Source organism: Natrialba sp. PRR66, assembly GCF_034808065.1.
GTDB classification, from domain to species: Archaea; Halobacteriota; Halobacteria; order Halobacteriales; family Natrialbaceae; genus Natrialba; species Natrialba aegyptia.
This window is the reverse complement of record NZ_JAXHGN010000004.1, coordinates 199,593-217,515: the sequence shown is the minus strand read 5'-3', so window position 1 is coordinate 217,515 and position 17,923 is coordinate 199,593. Positions and strand designations below refer to the sequence as shown.

Here is a 17,923-nt window from a genome sequence, read left to right as displayed (position 1 = left end):
CTATGACTAACGAAACTACCGAGAACGACGACCCGACTGCGCAACCTCGCGCTACTGACGGCGGTTCCGCTGTCGAACCTGTCGACGACGCGTCCGCCGGAGAGAATTCTGAGATTGTGGAGGTGTTCCCGGAAGGAGATTTAGACCTTCGTGCCGGCGCGGACGACTGTTACAAGTGCACCACGTGCGATATCTCGTGCCCGGTTGCGGAAGTAGACGAGGAGTTCCCGGGGCCGAAGTTTCAGGGCCCCGAACAGTGGCGACTCAAGCGGAAAGAGGACATCGATATCGGTGACTCGATCACGTCTTGTTCGAACTGCATGAGGTGCGACTCGGCGTGTCCGTCGGATGTGCCGCTTTCGCAGATGCACAATGAGGCTCGGGGAGAGTACGTCGACGAGCAGATGTCCATGCTCTCGCGGGAGTACATCCGGAACCGAATCCTCTCGAACTATCGGACGTCGGCCCGGTTCGCGTCGAAAGTACCCCGCTTCGCTAACTTTATGATGAACTTCGGTCCCGTCCGCTGGGTGATGGAGAAGACGCTCGGCGTCACGAAAGAGCGGGAATTCCCTGAATTCGCGGAGCAGACATTCCGGGAATGGTGGCATGACCGCGGCGGAGCACAGGTTCAAAACGCCGACAAGCGAGTGGCATACTTCCACGGCTGTTACTCGAACTACAACACGCCCGAAGTGGCTAAAGCCATGGTGCGGGTGTTCGAGTACTTTGACTATGAGGTGCTGGTCCCGCCGCAACAGTGTTCGGGAACACCGATGTTCGCTAACGGAATGCTCATCGATGCCAGGAGACACGCCGTGACGAACGTCGCGGAACTTGCCGCGACGATCGACGACGGAGCGGATATCATCGCATCCTGCACGTCGTGTTCGCTGTCACTCCGGCAAGAGTATCCCGAACTATTCGATATCGACAGGATCGAAGATGTCGCCGGAAACACGTTCGAGGCCTTGGAGTACCTGCGGATCCACGAGGACCTCGAGGAAGCGCTCTCGGACGCCGAACTCGACGGGCAATCGTTCGCCTACCATGGACCGTGTCACGCCCGTAACCAGGGACTCCACAGGCAGGCGGTCGAGTTGTTCCGAGATGTCGACGATGTTCACGTCGAAGATGTCGGCGACTCCTGTTCCGGCATTTCGGGAACCTACGGGTGGAAGGCTGAGAAGTACAAGACGTCAATGAAGATCGGCGAGGAAATGTTCGATCACTTGGAACGTGCGGAGGGCGACACCGGGATGACCGAGTGTCCAACCTGCGCGATGCAGATGGAACACGGAACGGGATACGAGATTCGCCACCCCCTTCAGCTGATCGAAGACGCGCTTCTCGCGTAAGCGAACTGGAACCCCTTCTCGATCAGCCTAGCGGGCATTGGGTCGCTTCGATCTACAACTTCCCATCCGACGATCGGCTGCGTTGATAGCTAGTCTGGGCCGCTAGACCGTCGGAATTTGCGCGTGGAGGTTTGCCTTACTCCGAGGGGGACACGGAGCGGTTCGCCTTGTCGATTGTCGCGCCGGTTTCCGTCGCTGACCATCTGACTGCGTTGTCGATAACGTCCTGCACCGTCTGCTCCCGGTACACGGGGTACGTCTCGTGTCCGGGTCGGAAGTAGAAGATTCGCCCGTTACCTCTGTGATAACAGCAACCCGAGCGGAACACCTCGCCCCCCTCAAACCAGGAGACGAAGACCAATCGATCCGGTTCGGGAACCGCGAACGGTTCGCCGTACATCTCCGTCTCTGGGATGACGAACGATCCATCAATACCGTCGGCGATCGGGTGACCAGGGTCGACGGTCCAGACTCGCTCACGCTCGCCCGACTCGCGGTAATCGAGCGAACACGGAGTCCCCATGAGCCGTTTGAAGAGTTTCGAGTAGTGCGTCGAATGGAGCGGAACGAACCCCATCCCGTCATAGATGCGATCACAGACTCGCTTAACGATAGCATCGTCGACGTCCTCGTGAGCCCTGTGCTCCCACCAGACTAACACGTCCGTCTTGTCCAGCACCGACGGCGTTAGCCCGTGTTCCGGATCGTCGAGCGTTGCTACGCGGACCTCGTGTCCGCGTCGCTCGAGAGCTTCCGAGAGGACCGCGTGAATGCCGTCCGGGTATACCGCTTCGACATTGTCCTCCGTTTGCTCCTGTCTGAACTCGTTCCAGATGGTAACAGATACCATACGTTAGCTTTGTTAGACGCCAGTCTAAATGTATCGGTAGCTGATCGATGTGAACCCCCTCGTGGTCAAGCTCCAAGGCACTCGCCTTGTCTATCTGTAGAAGCATGTGTACTTTCACTGGTGTTCTTCGGGTTCTTCATCAGGAGTCTCTTCCTTCTATGGACAGGCCGGTCATACGGGCACTGCTAGATTGGTATTGAAGGGCTGCGTTGAATCACTAGGCGGCGTCGGGGAAGGTCAGTAAATCGAAGGAGTTGAAGCGGAAAATTTGGTTACCCATGACGCAAATCTCCTACTTCATCGAGCATTGTGTCTCGATTGCACAAAGAGTTACAGATTCGCCGACTATGCCCTCATTTTGCTATATTGTCTCCGGATTTACCTCGATACGTTCTATCGGATGACGACCGGTCTGCTGAAGAAAATGCCCAAATAACAGAGGAAATCGGTCTCGAAGCAGTTGACCTCCCTGCACCTTCCCCGCTGTGTAAGGCGTTTGACCGGATCGAATGAACGTCTGTCGCGTGCTGCGCCAGTCGACGTTCGCAAAAGTGGAGCTTTTGTGCAGCCCACAAAATCGCGAAGCGGTCTTGGGACGCAGTTATACAACCTCTCTGAACACGCTACGATCGACGCAACATTCTATGAACGAGATCGTGCGAGCCGCCACTGCTGCCACCGAACGAATTATCGCGTCCAGACGCTCAAAGTCACAACACTCGTCGATACAGCAACGCAAGCTGTGCTTGATCTTTACTGCTCGACAACGTGAGACGGCAGTGACGCGGATCTCTGTGAGCAGATCGCCTGCCGGAACGTGGGTAATCTGTGGTCATTAGCCGCTGGTATGGGCTGCGACAAGCAACAACTCCGCGAACAACTCCGTGAACTCGACATTCGCCCGCTAATCAAACATCGGATCTTCGCACCATACGACCACGCACACAACGCCCGTATTGATGATGATCGGTACGCTCAGCGGTCAATCGAACCCGTCAACTCAGCCGTCAAGCGCTCGCTCGGCTACGCCGTGCGAGCGCGGAGTTGGTATCGAGAGTTCCGTGAAATTGCGCTGATGTGTGTCGTCTACAACATCAAAGTGCTATCAAACAGTGAAATCCAACGCAGTATGGCGATTCAACAGAGCCGACTCAAAGAAATGGTTGCTGAGTACTGCTTGTAGTTGTCTCTAGCACTCCTCAACTGGATTTAGTTTGGTAAGTACGCCGGCAACGTCACGAGGGTCCTCACGCGCCGTTAGGTCTGTGACGGACGGTAACTGAAATATGGCGCTCTATCCAGGATTATAAGTTGATCATCTTCGAACTCTTTCCATAACAAGAAGATGATAAATTCCTCGTGGTGGCAGTAACGTGCTCATCAAATCGAGAGAAAAAGCAATTACCATCCTCGGTGATCGCGCCTAACAGACACGTCCAGTCACGTTGCTCGGATAATTTGACAAACAGCTGCACGCCACGGGGAAATCACCCGGTACGCGGCTCAAATTGGAAAGATTTCTTGGTATGATCGATACAGACTACTGTAGCGTCCATTTCTCGGCGTTTTTGTAAGTGTCTCACGGGATATTTCTTGCTTATTAGGAGTAGACTCGGCATCTATATGGGATATACCTTTAATATCTTAATTATACTTCTTGGAATAACTACTAGATACTCGATATTGAACACTCTAATCGTACGTCTCCTCAAGATACCGTTGGACGAGCGCCAGCGTCCACGCCGGTGCGTTAATCCGAACCTCTTTGGACGATTCCTAGATAGCGTCTTCGACCTTTTGTTACTATTTTTGATGGTTTCCAATACTTAACAGGATAGTTATTATTAGCAACGGCCTGCTCAATCAACTTGACACCGAGAATCGCTTGAGTCAGCTATAGATCGTGCGCCGTTAAACGTTGTACCACTCGGCGGGTTCAGTCCACGGGAGATCACTTTTGTAGATTATTGCTGCTAATAGCCGTTGTGTCGGCTTCTTTCCCTCGACATTGTCGAGAGCATCTTGCAATTCTTCGATAGAGATCTTGCCGAGATTATCTGCTGCAGTCAGCAACTTTTCTAAGTAGGAAGTTCTAACGGATACTATAGACAGTACACCGTTGAGCGTTTCGCCTATAACATTTGATAGTTTGGGAGCGGAAACCGTCTATGGAACGATGTCTTTTCCGAAATCAGATCAATGGCTGTTAGTTTAGTTCTGCAGCCGTAATCTGCGTGTATTTGTCCGTGATTTCTGCTGCGTCTTCGGGGAGTAGTGCGACGATGAGATACGGTGCGTACTCCGAAAAGTAGTCGATGAGGTCGGCGATACGCTCCGAGTCGATTGCCTCAAGGGAATCGAGTAGCATAAACGGTACTCGCTGATACACTTCATGCACTAGATAGCCAGCGAGTGCGACTATCAGGCCGATTACTTCGCGTTCGCTTTCGCTCAGATTCGCTACCGTATCCTCGTATACAGATCCCGTGTCTGACTCTCGGACAAGATGGAGGTCGAACGTCGCGTTCGACTCACGACTCCCGCTTTCCGGTTCTTTTCTCTCGATCCAGACTCGGGAGATGTTTCGGTAGTTAAGGATATCCAATACTTCTGCCATGTGCTCGTTGAACTTCGACACGGACTCGGATTCGAGGTCGGCTACTCGTCTGCGCTCGGAGTTGAGTTCCTGACGGAGTTCGTCGAGTTGCTCTTGCAGTGCCGATTTGTCCTGCAGCGATTCGATTTCCTCGATTTGGTCTTCGACGGACGCCAATTCCTGTTGAGTCTGGCCTTGTTCGTACTGTAATTCGCTCATTCGCTCGTACGTCTCCAACAGATCACTGTCGCGCAACTCCTCAGTATCCGCTACTTTGGTCTCGAGTTCGCGGATCGTTTCGCGTACCTCCTCGAGCTCTTCCTCAAGATTTTCCTTCCGCTTCTCTTTCGTCTCGAGTTTCCGTTCCACGTCGTCAAGTTTCCGATTGAGTTCGTCTCGTTCCTCGATCGCCGCTCGAATCTCTTCCTGTTCGTGCTCCAGTTCGGTGATCCGAGACTTGAGATCGGTTGATTCGTTTCGTTTCTCCGTAATTACGTTTCGGAGGTTCTCCAGTCGATCAGCTATTGCACCGCGTTTGGCCCGATTTCCGCAGGTCCAGCAGGTGACCTCTTGGTCCGCTTCGGGAGCGAGTTCCGCAGTCGGATCGTCGCTAGTTGATTCCTCGGGCAGATTTGAGATGCTGTCGGAAAGAATGTCTTCGTTGAATTCGACGATTGCAGATAGATCAGCGGCCGTATTTTCGAGCTCTCGTTTTCGGTTCCGGACCGATTGGAGTTCTTCTTGAACGGCCTCCAGATCTGTTTGAGAATACTCTGGGAGTTCGTCGCGCTCAGCGCGGAGCTCTTCGGGTTGTTCCCGGAGAGCCTCGATTTCGGCCGTCACGATATCGATCTGGTCTGTGAGTTCGCTTTGCTCTTTCCGCCGCTCGTCAAGCCGATCAACCAGATCCTCGGCTTCTTCCGCCATTTCAGCATCGGCTTCGTACTGAGCCACCTCCGACCGAAGCGTCTCGATCTCCTCCTCGAGCGACTCGAGTTCCGCAGTCAGCGTCTGTCGCTGTTCCTCGAGTGCCGGTAGCTTTTTCGAGCGCTGGTCGATGTGATCTATCGTCTCACTGATCTCGTCGCGCTCGCTTTTCAGTTGCTGGATCCGCTGTTCGATCTCGGTCGTATCCACTGGTCGCATGATGAGTTCGCGGAGGTCGTCACCGCGTTCGACCGCCAGTCGGGCCGGGTTGTTCTCGAGAAGAGAGATGAAGAGATCGATGAGTTCACTGTTATCCTCGTACGGTTCGCCCGTCACCTGGACGCCGGTTCCCGTGCGATTGTATTGGCGCGAGTACTCTCGGTCACCGATGGTGAGCGTCACGTAGCCTTCGTCTGCATCGCTTTTGAGTGTAGCGCTCGTTCCACCGAGAACGCCGCTGACCGCTCGAAGTAGACTCGTTCGATTGGTTGCGTTCCGTCCCGTGAGGAGATTGACCCCGTTCTGGAACTCGATAGCACACGAATCGATTCCGCCCATGTTTTCAGCCTCTAACTCGACTATTTCGTCGACAGATGTATCCTGTACGGGTCTATCCGAATGTGACATTACTTGTCTTATCGGCGCTCTTCCATTTATATCCATCGCATGAGTCGTAGTTACGAAAACACCTTTGGGCAGAAAGTGTATCTCCTTTGAGCAAGCAGTTCCAAAGAAATCGGCATTCAAACTGTGGACTCATCGTATGCATCTCTAGACCCACGGCCAACTGGTGACGCAGTTTCAGTGCATACCGTTAATCGTAGTCGTGTAACAGAAAAGAAACGAGATAGCGCACCGGAGAATACGGGAGACTACGGGGAACCTGATTCGGTTGTCTCATCAGTGGAGCAGGCACACGATTCGTGCTTGAGTAACTCTCCGAATCGGTACGTCGATCCACAATCGGGGCACGTTATCTGGATCGTGACAGAAACTTCATGGTCACGAATCGATATAATTTCTGCGCTGACGAGTCGAGAGATCGTCTGTTCGACGACTCGAGCGCACCGCGTTCGTGCCCATTCGATCGTATTTCGGGCCGTTTCGGCCGTGATCTTCGTTGTGTGAGAGGTATCAATATGGAGACAATCGTTGAGATGCGAACGAACGGTGGGATGCGTGACCCAGTCGGACTCGATCGCTTCGAGATCAATCCCGTTCTGTTCGAAGCGTTTGCGGACCCGCGCTTCGCGATCGGCGGGCGCTGTGTCGCTCGCCAGGGTATTGTATACCGCTGAGAGTGCATCATCGGCGCTGACAGCACCATATGCGACGTCTGTTAGATCGGTCTCTGCTTCAGCAAGCGCCGCCTCAAGGACTCGTTCGTTGATGTAATTTGCGAGTGTTCGAAGGCTCGCATCTTCTGTGTTACGTTGGCGCTGGAGTTCGCTGTTCAGCTCGTCGAGATTGTACCGTTCGATGTTGCGACCGATTTTGCACGAGCATTGGTGTCCGTGCTCGATAGCGTCACTCATCGTGGCCTCACCTCCGGATATCTTCCGTGATTGCTCGATTCCCGGCCAGACATTTTCATGCTAACCGTGGTGTATTACGGGGAAAACTGTTTCCCTTCAGACGGCTCATCTCTCATTCGCTTGCTACCTAGCTTTCCAAAAGTACTGTTGGAAACTCAGCCGCTGATAGCACACTCTGTCACGATTTGTTCCGTGGTACGGAACCACTGATTCCCTCTCTGTGGTGGCAACTCTCAAAGTACGACTTCTCGCCTACCCTGCCGAAGCATAGCGTCAAACGGGCTATCGCCGTAATTCGTCTTCAATGCTCTCTCGGTGAATTCAGATACTATTTCGACGTTTCAATTGAAGGCTCGAAGGACCGATAGCCGACCGGTAGTAACGTGCATATCGGTTCTGGTTCCTCTTCGATAACCGCGTTCGATAATCCCGAACGACCTCTGTTTGGTTGTAGGTAACAATGCTCTTCCATAGCTAGCTAGCAACTGTTCTGACTGTCTTTTGCACGCATATGGTTCCTATTTCGGAAATATCGTGGATAGTCAGTCATTTTACTGCCCCAATCGTTTCGTTCCTATTCACGGAACGGAGCCGGGTGAATCTCTTTGGAAATCACTGGTGGACTGTCTCATTTGATCGGCGGAGCTGTTAAGTAGGAACTCGTGAGAACGGACTGTATGGTCGATCATGGATACATCCTTCCGACTCGGGGGGTCGTACTCGACTCCAGTGGAGCACAGGACCAACTCCTACGCACGCAGTCGTGTTCAACGCTCGCTCAAGCGGCCGAATCGATGGGATTCGAATCGGTCTGGTCTGGCGACAGCGTTCTCGCGAAGCCGCGCCTGGATCCGCTGTCGACGCTCGCGGCCGTAGCGACCGCCACGGATGCGGTCGAACTGGGGACTGCGATCCACCTGCCACATCTCCGGCATCCGGTCATCGTTGCCCAGCAGGCAGCGACGGTCGATTTACTCTCAAGCGGCCGTCTATCGCTTGGAGTTGGCGTCGGAAGCGGTGAGTCAGTCGCAACCGAACACGAACAACTCGGCGTCCCGTTCGATCGACGCGGCCGCGTACTCGATGAAACTCTCGACGTGATTCGTAGGCTGTGGGACGGCGCGATAGACACGTACGACGGTGACTTCGTCACGCTCGAGGGTGCCGATATCGGATTGCGGCCGACAGGAAATCTCCCCGTCTACATTGCATCAGCGACGTTCGATCCGCGCGACGGATTTCCGAAACAGATCCGTCGGCGGATCGCAGACCACGGCGACGGCTGGCTCCCGATTTCGAAGTCACCGGAGATGTATGCCGACGGGATTGCCCGCGCTCGAGAAATCGTCGCGGATGCCGGTCGCAACCCGTCATCGTTCAGCGCGGCGTACTACCAGGACATCGTCATCGCCGAGACACGCGAGGCGGCGCTCGATCAAGCACGTGATTTCATCGCTGCGTACTATCCTGACTGGGGAGAGCTATCCGACGCCCAACTCGAGCGCCGAGGTGCTTTCGGCCCACCGTCAGTCGTCGCCGAGCATCTCGACCGGTACGCCGATGCAGGCGTCGAGACGTTCGTCACACGGTTCGCAACGACCGATCAACACGCACAACTCCGCCGGTTTCGAGAACTATTATAGGCCGAAGTGAGACAGTTTACCTCTACTATTCTCTAGGGAAACTTATCGTCCGTCATCGAGGGATATCCGTATGGGCGACGCTCGTATTTTGATGCGATGGATCGGTTTCGTAGGCAGGGAAAGTTCGTCCGTCGACCGACGCGATTTCCGACAGCGTTGGTAAAGGAACATTTTTGAGTCTTGCCGAAAAACTCGGTGGCGTGTCGATGATACAGTCGCTCTTTGGAGAGAAAGCAGCGGTTTTGCGCGATACGAACTTCCAGTTCCTACTGTTGGCGAACCTGGTTGCACCGCTCGGAACGGCACTGCTCTCTCCGCTTCTGGAGTCCCTCCAGCAACCCTACGGTGCAACGGATGCGACCATCGGCTTACTGATGACCGCGTTTACCGCCCCAGCGATCCTGGTGATACCGGCGGTCGGCGTTCTGGCCGACCGATACGGACGGAAGCCGTTTCTCGTCGTTGGCGTACTCATATTCTCCCTCGCCGGAACCGCACTCGCAGTAACGACGGACCTTCGTATTGCCATGTTCCTTCGGTTCTGTCAAGGTGTCAGTTTCGCCGCGGTGACGCCAGTCATCATCACGAGTATCGGTGATCTGTACACCGGTCGTGCCGAAGCGACGGGACAGGGCTTACGGTTCTCGGTGTCCGGCCTCTCACAGGGATTATTCCCGTTTATCGGCGGCGTACTGGTTGGTATCGCGTGGCAATACCCGCTATTGCTGTACGCAATCGGGATCCCGATCGCGATCGTTCTCGCTTTCGCGTTTACCGAGCCGACGGATCCATCGCGTGAGGCCCCATCCGATGTGGATCGTGTCGATCGGAGGACCTACGTCCGAGAATTGGTCACGACCTTACTTCGGCCGCGTGTCGCGTCGATCCTTGTATTCCGAATGGTTCCGATACTCCTGTACATCACGTTTATGACGTACGTATCGCTGTTGGTCGTGAGATCGATGGGCGGCACGGCTGGCCAGGCCGGTATACTGGTCGCGTTGGCCAGCGTCACCTACGCCGTTGCGGCGACGCAGGCCGGGCGATTCAGCTCATCGTTCGACAGACGGATCCTCCCGCTCGCGGCCGCACAATCGCTCATGGCAGCCGGTCTCGTGATCGTCGCGTTCGTCCCGACGGTCACCCTAGCGACAGTCGGCGCGTTGGCGCTTGGTACTGGGTTCGGGCTTTCGCTGTCCCTCTTGCGAAGCGTCGCAACCGGGTTTGCATCCACGGAACTTAGAGGAGGTCTCGTGAGCGTTTTCGAATCGGTGGGCCGGCTTTCGGCGACTACCGCACCGATCGCGGTCGGGTTCGGGATCGAACTTCTTGACGGATCGGTTCCTCAGACGGAATCCTTGCAGTTGATGGTCGGCGGCATCGGTGTCGTTGGCGGACTCGTCGGCATCACCTGTCTCGTCGTCGCCCGTACGGTGTCGCCCCTTCCACAGCAGCCCGAACTCGCTGGTTCCGATTGATCGCCTGGATCCCCGTCCGTTACAGATGGTCTCCCAGCTTTCTTGCGGCCTTGTTCTGCCACCCGACACCGTCGTACAGGAGCTGACTCGAGAACGTTCCAGCACAGTTCGAGACCGACCGAAGAAGATCAATACGTGACCGACGCGTCGGTTCCGTGCCGAACGTTGGACCGTACCGGGCTGGGTCGAGACTGTGTTCTCGGCAACTGCTGGAACATGAACTCGAGGAAACCGTGTCGAGTCGATACGGGCGTTCGTTAGCGACCGGATAGCCAACTTCGGTCGGGATCCAAATCGAGCAGGAAGACACATCGCAATCCGATCGACGAGACGCCAGTGACTCCGTAAGGTGGTTACGTGAGCGAGGGGAGCCCATCACGCTTGAGGGCCGCCGCAATCTGGTTCTTCTGGATTTCGTCGGTTCCCGCTGCGAGCCGGCGGCCCCGCGCGAGCCGGTGGAGGTACTCCAGCGCGTGTCCCTGCTGATAGCCGTTCGCACCGTGGATCTGCAGCGATTCGCTAACTACTGTTTCGACCATCTCCCCGGAGTATAGCTTCGCCAGCGAGGCATCCATTCGATCGGGGATCCGTCCCTGTTCTTCCGCATTGAGCGCCGCCCGATACGTGAGCGAGCGCGAGGCCTCGAGTTCCTTGACCATGTCGGCGAGCTTCCACTCGATACCCTGGAAATCTGCGATCGGCTGATCGAACTGTTCGCGCTGTTGGCCGTACTCTAGCGCCTTGTCGATCGCACACCGGCCGATGGCGTTCGAGAGCGTCGCGCTGCCGAGGCGTTCCCAGTTCAGTGCTTGGAGTTGTTGTTTAAATCCGTCCTTCCCTCGAGTCAGGACGTGCGTTTCAGGAACCACGATGTCGTGCATGCGAAATTGCGTCTGGGTGTGGTTCGCCATATTCGTATAGTGTTGCTCGATCTCGACGCTGTCCTCGTTATCATCAAGGTCGATGATGACGGAGCCGAGTCCGTCGGGGAATTTCGCCCATACAACACAGGCTGATGCGTGCGGAATGTTGCTTACCCACACTTTTTCCCCGTTCAGGATCAGTTCGCCGTTCTCTTCTTCGACTGTGGTATTCATCGCCCCGACGTCCGATCCGGCTTCGGGTTCGGAAATCGCAATCGCAATCGCGTCTTCACCAGCGGTGACGCCAGGGAGGTACTGGTCTTTTACGGTGTCGCTCCCGAACATCTCGACCCCGCGGGGAGCGACCATTTGCTGGGTGTAGAGGTACTCGGCCGTATCCGGGCAAACCTTCCCGACGGCTTCGATGCTGAGCATCGTCTCAAATTCTCCCATGCCGCCGCCGCCGTACTCCTCGGAGATGTTCAGTCCAAGATACCCGCGGTCAGCAAGTAGTTCAATATTCTCCATCGGGAGATCCCCGTCCCACGAGAACGCGGCATCCGAAAATTCGTTTTGGGCGAACTCTTCCAGCGATGATACGATCATCTCCTGTTCCGCCGATAGGGACAGCATTACAACCAGTATTACGCTTCCCACAGTAAAATCTTCTGTCTAACCAGATGTCATATTCGGAATCCACAGAGAGAGAGAGAGAGAGTTCACCCTCTCATCGATGACTCATCGAACGTATCGGTGTTTGTACGGCACATCTCCTCGAGGCTCACCGCTCGAGTTCGTCTGAAGTGTCGATGGAACGATGCGCTCGACGCCGTTCGTATTGACTCACGGCGGTCATCGGAGAATAGCCCGGAGAGATAAGTAGGTGGAACTAGTAGTGAAACTATGTACAAGGTACTACTAGCGGTTGATATGGACGAAGACCGTGCAGCGTTAGCGGCCAAAGCCGTCGCGGATCTCTCGGGAGACGTCGAAGTCGTCCTTTTGAACGTGTTCGAAGAGTTCAACGTAAGCGATGGCGATGCGCGGATCGCTTCATCCGAATTGTACGATGATGACGACTTCCCGGAGAGCGTGACGACTGCGGCGCAAATCCTTGAAACGGCGGGTATTGAACCGAGAAAACGACGCGAACACGGTGAACCCACCGAAGTGATCCTCGAGGTTGCCGAGGAAATCGACGCGGACAGTATTGCTGTTAGCGGACGAAAGCGAAGCCCTGCCGGCAAGGCTATCTTCGGAAGCGTCACGCAATCCTTGCTCCTCTCGGCCGACCGCCCCATGATCGTCGCCACGAGCGACTGAGCTGCTACCGGTTTTGACGGGTATGAGTTGATTCGACACTACGGTAGGTCTTGCTCGAGGATTCACGGGGAAACGTCGAGATCGATTCGCCGATGCAGTTGTGTTCCGCGATCAGTAGAATGCTAAACGCGATTCGGGAGAAGACGAATGATGAAGAAAACGACTCGTCTATTGCAGTCTTCACAGGTCACAGTCAGGTGTTTCACGAGTTCAGGCTGATCCAACTTGCCGCACTGCTCGGGAACTCACTGGTGTGGCACTTCTCTGTGCCAGTCTCGCCGTGATGTTGCTCGCTCAATCGGATGACTGAGAATGGAGTTCGTACCGTCACATCGATTCCTGGGAAACCGGATTCGGAACGGAATCACCACTGTTCAAGCGATTCTCCCGGGTCAACCGCGAAGGCATTCAGGACGCAGGCCAGCATAGCGTAGTAGCCGAACGTCGCCGTCAGTTCAGTGATTCCTTCGACACCGAACCGGTCTCTTGCCGACTGAAAGAGTGACTCGGGGACTTCGTTTTCGCGGAACAATGCGCGACCGTAGCGGACGACGAGAGCGTCGACCGCCGAAAGGAGATCCGTCGGCTCTCGACCGGCAACGATACCGATCGTGTCGTCAGTGACGCCCTCATCTCGGGCTAGCGGCTCGTGTATCGCCCACTCGTAGGCGCAGTCGAGTTCCCGGGCTGTTGTGATGATCGCGAGTTCTCGAACCGACCCCGGGAGCGTTCCTTCGAAGCGCACATACGTTCCAACGTCCGCGATTCTGGTTGCGACCTCCGGGCTGTTCATGAGGACGCTGAAGGGACCGCTAACGTGGCCCCGACTGGCCGCGATCCGATCGTAGTGCTCGTGCCAGTCATCCGAGAGCTGGTCCTTTGCGGTGATGTACGGCATCCTGGACGATCCGTCGTTCGACATCGTATCGACTAGAGCGGACGGTGGCCTCATTAATGATACGGCGCTTTCTCGGGTGGGAAACAGCTAAGACGGTCTCTTTTCGTTTGTTATAGTATGCCATCGTACGACCTTGCGCTACCGTTACCAGCTACCGGCGACATTACCACAGTAGAGCAGTGTGACCTCGCTCTCGCGGCGGAGGACGCCGGATACGGCCTCGTGATGGCTCCCGAAACGTGGGGACGAGAAGCGTTTACCCGTCTCGGCTATCTCGCGGCCCGGACGGAAACGATTGGTCTCGGAACGGGGATCATTCCCGTCCACTCGCGATCACCTGCGCTGATCGCCCAGGGAGCGGCGACGCTGGACGAACTCACGGACGGACGGGCGGTACTCGGGCTAGGCCTTTCGGGGCCGAAGGTCATCGAGAACTGGCACGGCGTGGACTTCCAACCTGCGTTGCGCCGCCAGCGCGAAACGATCGACATCGTTCGGCGGGCCCTTTCCGGAACCGAGGTGACCTACGACGGCACACTGTTCGACCTCCGTCATTTCCGCCTTCGATTCGAACCGCTTCGCTCAGACGTTCCAATTTACGTTGCTGCACAGGGAGAGACGAACATCGAACTGACGGGCGGGTTCAGCGACGGATGGATGCCGAACCGCATTCCGGTGTCGGCACTCCCGGCGAAGCGCGACCACATCGATCGCGGCGCTCGAAAGCAAGACCGTGACCCAGAAGCGGTCGCGACGATTCCGTGGGTGACGACGTGCGTCCTAGAAGACGGCGAGCGGGCTCGAGACAGGTGTCGGGAGATGATCTCGTTCTACGTCGGCGCGATGGGCGATTTCCATTACGATGCGGTGGCCACTCACGGATTCCGGGAGACCGCCAACCAAATCAGAGCTGAGTGGGAGGCCGGCGAGAAGGATGCGGCTCGAGCGGCCGTCAGCGACGATCTCCTCGACGAGACCGCGATCGCCGGCGATCCGGATACTGTCGGTCACCTCTTCGAACGATACGACGGAATCGCCGACACGCTCGCATTGCTTCCACCGACCACCGCCACCGTCGAAGAGATACACGAGACGATTGACAACGTCGGCGAGACGGTCGCGTAACTCGTCGGCTTAGATCCGGTCGTCTGCGGCGTCGCGCAGCGCTTCGATGTGATCGCGAGCAGTCGGACCGACGTCATCAGCCCACTCGATGAGTTGCAGTTGGAGGCCGAATAGCGATTTGGGGTGCAGAGTGGCTTCCGTCCGGACTCCCGAAACCTCGTCTTCCATGATGACCTCCCCACCGGCCGCTGTCAGCTGCACAACGGCCGCTTCGAGATCCGAAACGGTGACTCCGATGTGATGGAGTCCCTGGCCGTTGCGCTCGAGATAATCGGTGACGAAACTCTCTTCGCTCGTTGGCGAAAGCAGGGTGAACATATCGCTGCCGAATAGGATGTACGCCGTTCGGTACTGCCATTCGTCGCTCTCGAGGGTCCAGACATGTTCAATGCCGTCTACAGTCGTGATGGTCTCGAGCGCGGCCGACAGGTCCCATACTGCGTGTGCGATGTGATCGATTTCCTCCATCGTGGTTTGGTAAAGTGAACTACACATATATTCGTTTAGCCAGACCGGCCGCCGCTCGAATGCTGGGCCGGACGCCACCCACAACTGCCATCGACCTTCACTCACCGCGTGACTCATCTGGAATCTATTAGAAAGCTTAAGAAATATCGGCACGATGGTGGATCTGTATGAACAATATTTCGGATGCGATACTGTCAGATGAACACACGCTGCTGCGCAACGAAACGAAGCGATTCGTCGCGAACGAGGTCCGTCCGGAGGCGAGCGAACGCGATCCGAAGAAAAAAGAGATCTCGACCGAACTCGTCGCTGAACTCGGGGAAATGGGGTTTTTCGGCGTTCTCATCGACGAGGAATACGGTGGACTTGGGATGGATCTGAAGTCATATGCGGTTATCGCCGAGGAACTCTCTCGAGGGTGGCTCAGCGTTGGCAGTATCATCGCTCGCGGACAGAGTCTCGCGGGAGCGACGGACGAACAGAAAGAAGAATATTTGCCGAAGATGGCGTCCGGAGATACGCTCAAGAGTATCGCAATCAGCGAGCCGAACGCAGGCAGTGACGTCGCAAACATGCAGACCCGCGCCGAGCGCAACGGCGACGAATACGTCCTCAACGGACAGAAGACGTGGACGACGTTTGCGAAGGGATCGGATTTCATTCTCACATACGCGGTCACCGATCCAGACGCGGAGCCGGCCCATCGCGGCATTTCCGGGTTTATCGTTGAGAAGCCGGCCGGAACGTTCGGCCGTGACGGCCTCAGCGGCCAGGCAATCGACAAAATCGGCTACCACGGCTGGAAAACGTGGGAAGTGAATTTCGACGACGTGCACATCAGCGCCGACAAGCTCGTCGGAGGCGAGGAAGGGAACGGATTCTACCAGATAATGGATTTCTTCGAAGAAGGGCGCGTCCATACCGCTGCTCGATCGGTGGGATTAGCGCGTGGCGCGATCGAAGACTCGGTCCAGTACGCGAAAGAACGGGTCCAGTTCGACAACCCGATCTCGGAGTTTCAGGCGATCCGATTCAAGTTGGCCGACATGGCGACGCAGGTTGAGGCCGCACGAGCACTGACGCTGCTCGTCGCTGACGCGGTCGACTCCGGCGAACGGGCCGACGCCGAAGCCGCGATGGCAAAGCTGTTCGCAAGCGAGATCGCTGAGGAGGTCACCAGCGAGGGGATTCAAATTCACGGTGGATACGGTTACACGACGGACTTCGACGTCGAGCGCTACTGGCGAGATGCTCGAGTGACGCGCATCTTCGAGGGAACCAACGAGATACAGAAACGCATCATCGCCGACGATCTACTGTCGTAATGACCGCTGTCGAATCCCGTGCAACCGAGTCCGTCTATCCCCCAGGTGAGCCACGAAGACGAGATCCAGGCGACCGTTGAGAAGATAACTCTCGGAGTTCGGCTGTCTGGACGTTTTGGTACCAATCCGAGATCGTGACCGATTCCGAGATATCCATCGAGGAGTTCCCGACAGATCAGTATCGAACCGTCATGAACGTGAACGGAGACGAGATGTTCTATACGGCCCTGGCGGCGACCCCACAGCTCTGCGAGACGAACGAACCAGCGATTTTCATCACAGGCGACGCAGACAAGAACTCGCATCCGAACGCCGCTGTACGCGGCGACGAACTGGAGAATTCGTGGGTTCACGAAGAGCCTCGCAGGACAGGGCGGCACCGCCGATATCGCCGTCAGCATCGTGAACTCGTCGGAAGTCAGGACCGAGTTCGACAAGGGTGTTGCGAACAGCTGCGAGGAACGCTACGAACCGAACGACATCACCGATCTCGAATCATTGCCGATACAATCGCAGTCGTCGCACGTCGGAGACGCCGAACACGGCGAGCGAACTTGATCTGTTACGAGAGGAGATTCCGACGCGTCGGCGCGGTTCCGTTCTCCATCAAGGAATGAGCGATAGTACTGCATCGGTGCATCGAACGGATGCAGATCGATCAGAACGGGCTCAGGGATAATCTGATCTGACTGAACCGGATCCGGAATACGGTATGTTTCTCCGGAAACGAACGGCACAGAACGAGTTCAGGAGTATTTCATATCCAGTTCGAGTTCGTTCGCCGTCCCGAGAAGGATGCTCGGAATTGTTTCCTCAAGCCGGTCACCTTGTACACGGTGTGTGGGTCCGGAGACGCTGAGTGCGCCGAAGACGCCGCTGTCCGGGCACTCAATCGAGACGCCGATCGCACGAAGACCGGGAATCGTCTCCTGGTTGTTGATGCTGTATCCTCGCTCTCGAATCTCCGCAAGTTCTTCGTAGAGTTCGTCCTCGTCCGTAATCGTGTTCTCGGTCATCGCTGGCAACCCGTTCTCACGAATGATTTCCGTCACACGCTCCTCTGGAAGGTGTGCGAGGATCGCCTTTCCCGCAGCCATCGATTGGAGTGGCCGAGACTTGCCGATCGTCGAGTTAGTTTGCACGGCGTGTTCACCGGTTTCTCCGAACACGTAGACGGCCTTTCCGTGTTCTTCGACGACGAACTGGGCTCGCTCGGAGGTTTGCTCGGCGATCTTCTTGACTTTCTGACTCGCCATCTGGTACGTGTCGGTGCACTTTCTCGTCTCTTCACCTAGTTTCAAGAATCGAAAGCCAATCCGATACATATCCCCGTCTTTGACGACGTATTCGAGGTCCTCGAGCGTCGCCAGATGCCGATGGACGGTGCTCTTTGCGAGGCCGAGCTTGTTCGCGATTTCGGTGACCTGACCGCCGTCAGCTTCGGCGAGCGTTTCGATGATCTCGAACGTTGTCCGCGTCGCTTTCACCGTCCCCGGATCGGAATACGTTGCCATGTGGTGAGTCAACACATCTC

The 17,923-nt window shown here is 56.1% G+C and carries 13 protein-coding genes and 2 pseudogenes; 7 read left to right on the top strand and 8 right to left on the bottom strand.

What is annotated here, in order from left to right:
• Nucleotides 1-2 precede the first annotated feature (2 nt).
• On the top strand, nt 3-1,358 hold the full coding sequence (locus SM755_RS15135) for an anaerobic glycerol-3-phosphate dehydrogenase subunit C (RefSeq protein WP_323173400.1): 1,356 nt from the start codon (nt 3-5) through the stop codon (nt 1,356-1,358).
• 136 nt (nt 1,359-1,494) lie between these two features.
• Here SM755_RS15135 and SM755_RS15130 read toward each other — a convergent pair whose 3' ends face one another.
• The gene (locus tag SM755_RS15130) at nt 1,495-2,208 is read right to left on the bottom strand and encodes a ThuA domain-containing protein (protein ID WP_323173399.1); all 714 of its coding nucleotides are present in this window, start codon (nt 2,206-2,208) and stop codon (nt 1,495-1,497) included.
• Nucleotides 2,209-2,486: 278 nt separating this feature from the next.
• Here SM755_RS15130 and SM755_RS15125 point away from each other — a divergent pair.
• Nucleotides 2,487-3,307, top strand: a pseudogene (locus tag SM755_RS15125) (IS5 family transposase); the annotation flags it as partial.
• A 6-nt stretch (nt 3,308-3,313) separates the two neighbouring features.
• Here SM755_RS15125 and SM755_RS15120 read toward each other — a convergent pair.
• The 3 genes and pseudogenes from SM755_RS15120 to rdfA all read right to left on the bottom strand — a co-directional run bounded on the left by SM755_RS15120 (nt 3,314) and on the right by rdfA (nt 7,266).
• Nucleotides 3,314-4,278, bottom strand: a pseudogene (locus SM755_RS15120) (transposase).
• Nucleotides 4,279-4,414: 136 nt separating this feature from the next.
• The gene (locus tag SM755_RS15115) at nt 4,415-6,289 is read right to left on the bottom strand and encodes an archaea-specific SMC-related protein (protein WP_323173398.1); all 1,875 of its coding nucleotides are present in this window, start codon (nt 6,287-6,289) and stop codon (nt 4,415-4,417) included.
• 314 nt (nt 6,290-6,603) lie between these two features.
• Entirely contained in the window at nt 6,604-7,266 is a 663-nt protein-coding gene (gene rdfA / locus SM755_RS24470; RefSeq protein ID WP_369335250.1) for a rod-determining factor RdfA, read from the bottom strand.
• Between the two features lie 677 nt (nt 7,267-7,943).
• Here rdfA and SM755_RS15105 point away from each other — a divergent pair.
• The gene (locus tag SM755_RS15105; RefSeq protein ID WP_323173396.1) at nt 7,944-8,909 is read left to right on the top strand and encodes an LLM class flavin-dependent oxidoreductase; all 966 of its coding nucleotides are present in this window, start codon (nt 7,944-7,946) and stop codon (nt 8,907-8,909) included.
• A 206-nt stretch (nt 8,910-9,115) separates the two neighbouring features.
• Nucleotides 9,116-10,387: an MFS transporter gene (locus SM755_RS15100; protein WP_323173688.1), complete on the top strand. Its 1,272-nt coding sequence runs from the start codon at nt 9,116-9,118 to the stop codon at nt 10,385-10,387.
• Nucleotides 10,388-10,740: 353 nt separating this feature from the next.
• On the opposite strand, the gene SM755_RS15095 is transcribed toward SM755_RS15100, so the two are convergent.
• Nucleotides 10,741-11,883: an acyl-CoA dehydrogenase gene (locus SM755_RS15095; RefSeq protein WP_323173395.1), complete on the bottom strand. Its 1,143-nt coding sequence runs from the start codon at nt 11,881-11,883 to the stop codon at nt 10,741-10,743.
• A gap of 270 nt (nt 11,884-12,153) precedes the next feature.
• On the opposite strand from SM755_RS15095, the gene SM755_RS15090 reads away from it, so the two are divergent.
• A complete protein-coding gene (locus SM755_RS15090; protein WP_323173394.1) occupies nt 12,154-12,573 on the top strand; it encodes a universal stress protein in 420 nt (139 codons plus the stop codon).
• Between the two features lie 364 nt (nt 12,574-12,937).
• Here the strand turns inward: SM755_RS15090 and SM755_RS15085 are convergent, their stop codons facing one another.
• Entirely contained in the window at nt 12,938-13,495 is a 558-nt protein-coding gene (locus SM755_RS15085) for a carboxymuconolactone decarboxylase family protein (RefSeq protein ID WP_323173393.1), read from the bottom strand.
• A 93-nt stretch (nt 13,496-13,588) separates the two neighbouring features.
• On the opposite strand from SM755_RS15085, the gene SM755_RS15080 reads away from it, so the two are divergent.
• Nucleotides 13,589-14,596, top strand: coding sequence for an LLM class flavin-dependent oxidoreductase (locus tag SM755_RS15080; protein ID WP_323173392.1), 1,008 nt, complete (start codon nt 13,589-13,591; stop codon nt 14,594-14,596).
• A 9-nt stretch (nt 14,597-14,605) separates the two neighbouring features.
• On the opposite strand, the gene SM755_RS15075 is transcribed toward SM755_RS15080, so the two are convergent.
• Nucleotides 14,606-15,064 (bottom strand): VOC family protein, encoded by a 459-nt coding sequence (locus tag SM755_RS15075; RefSeq protein ID WP_323173391.1) that lies wholly within the window; start codon nt 15,062-15,064, stop codon nt 14,606-14,608.
• Nucleotides 15,065-15,231: 167 nt separating this feature from the next.
• Here SM755_RS15075 and SM755_RS15070 point away from each other — a divergent pair, with 167 nt between their 5' ends.
• Nucleotides 15,232-16,389 carry an acyl-CoA dehydrogenase family protein gene (locus SM755_RS15070; RefSeq protein WP_323173390.1) on the top strand — a complete coding sequence of 386 codons (1,158 nt, stop codon included), beginning with the start codon at nt 15,232-15,234 and terminating at the stop codon, nt 16,387-16,389.
• Nucleotides 16,390-17,135: 746 nt separating this feature from the next.
• Here SM755_RS15070 and SM755_RS15065 read toward each other — a convergent pair.
• Nucleotides 17,136-17,903 (bottom strand): IclR family transcriptional regulator, encoded by a 768-nt coding sequence (locus SM755_RS15065; protein WP_323173389.1) that lies wholly within the window; start codon nt 17,901-17,903, stop codon nt 17,136-17,138.
• Nucleotides 17,904-17,923 lie beyond the last annotated feature (20 nt).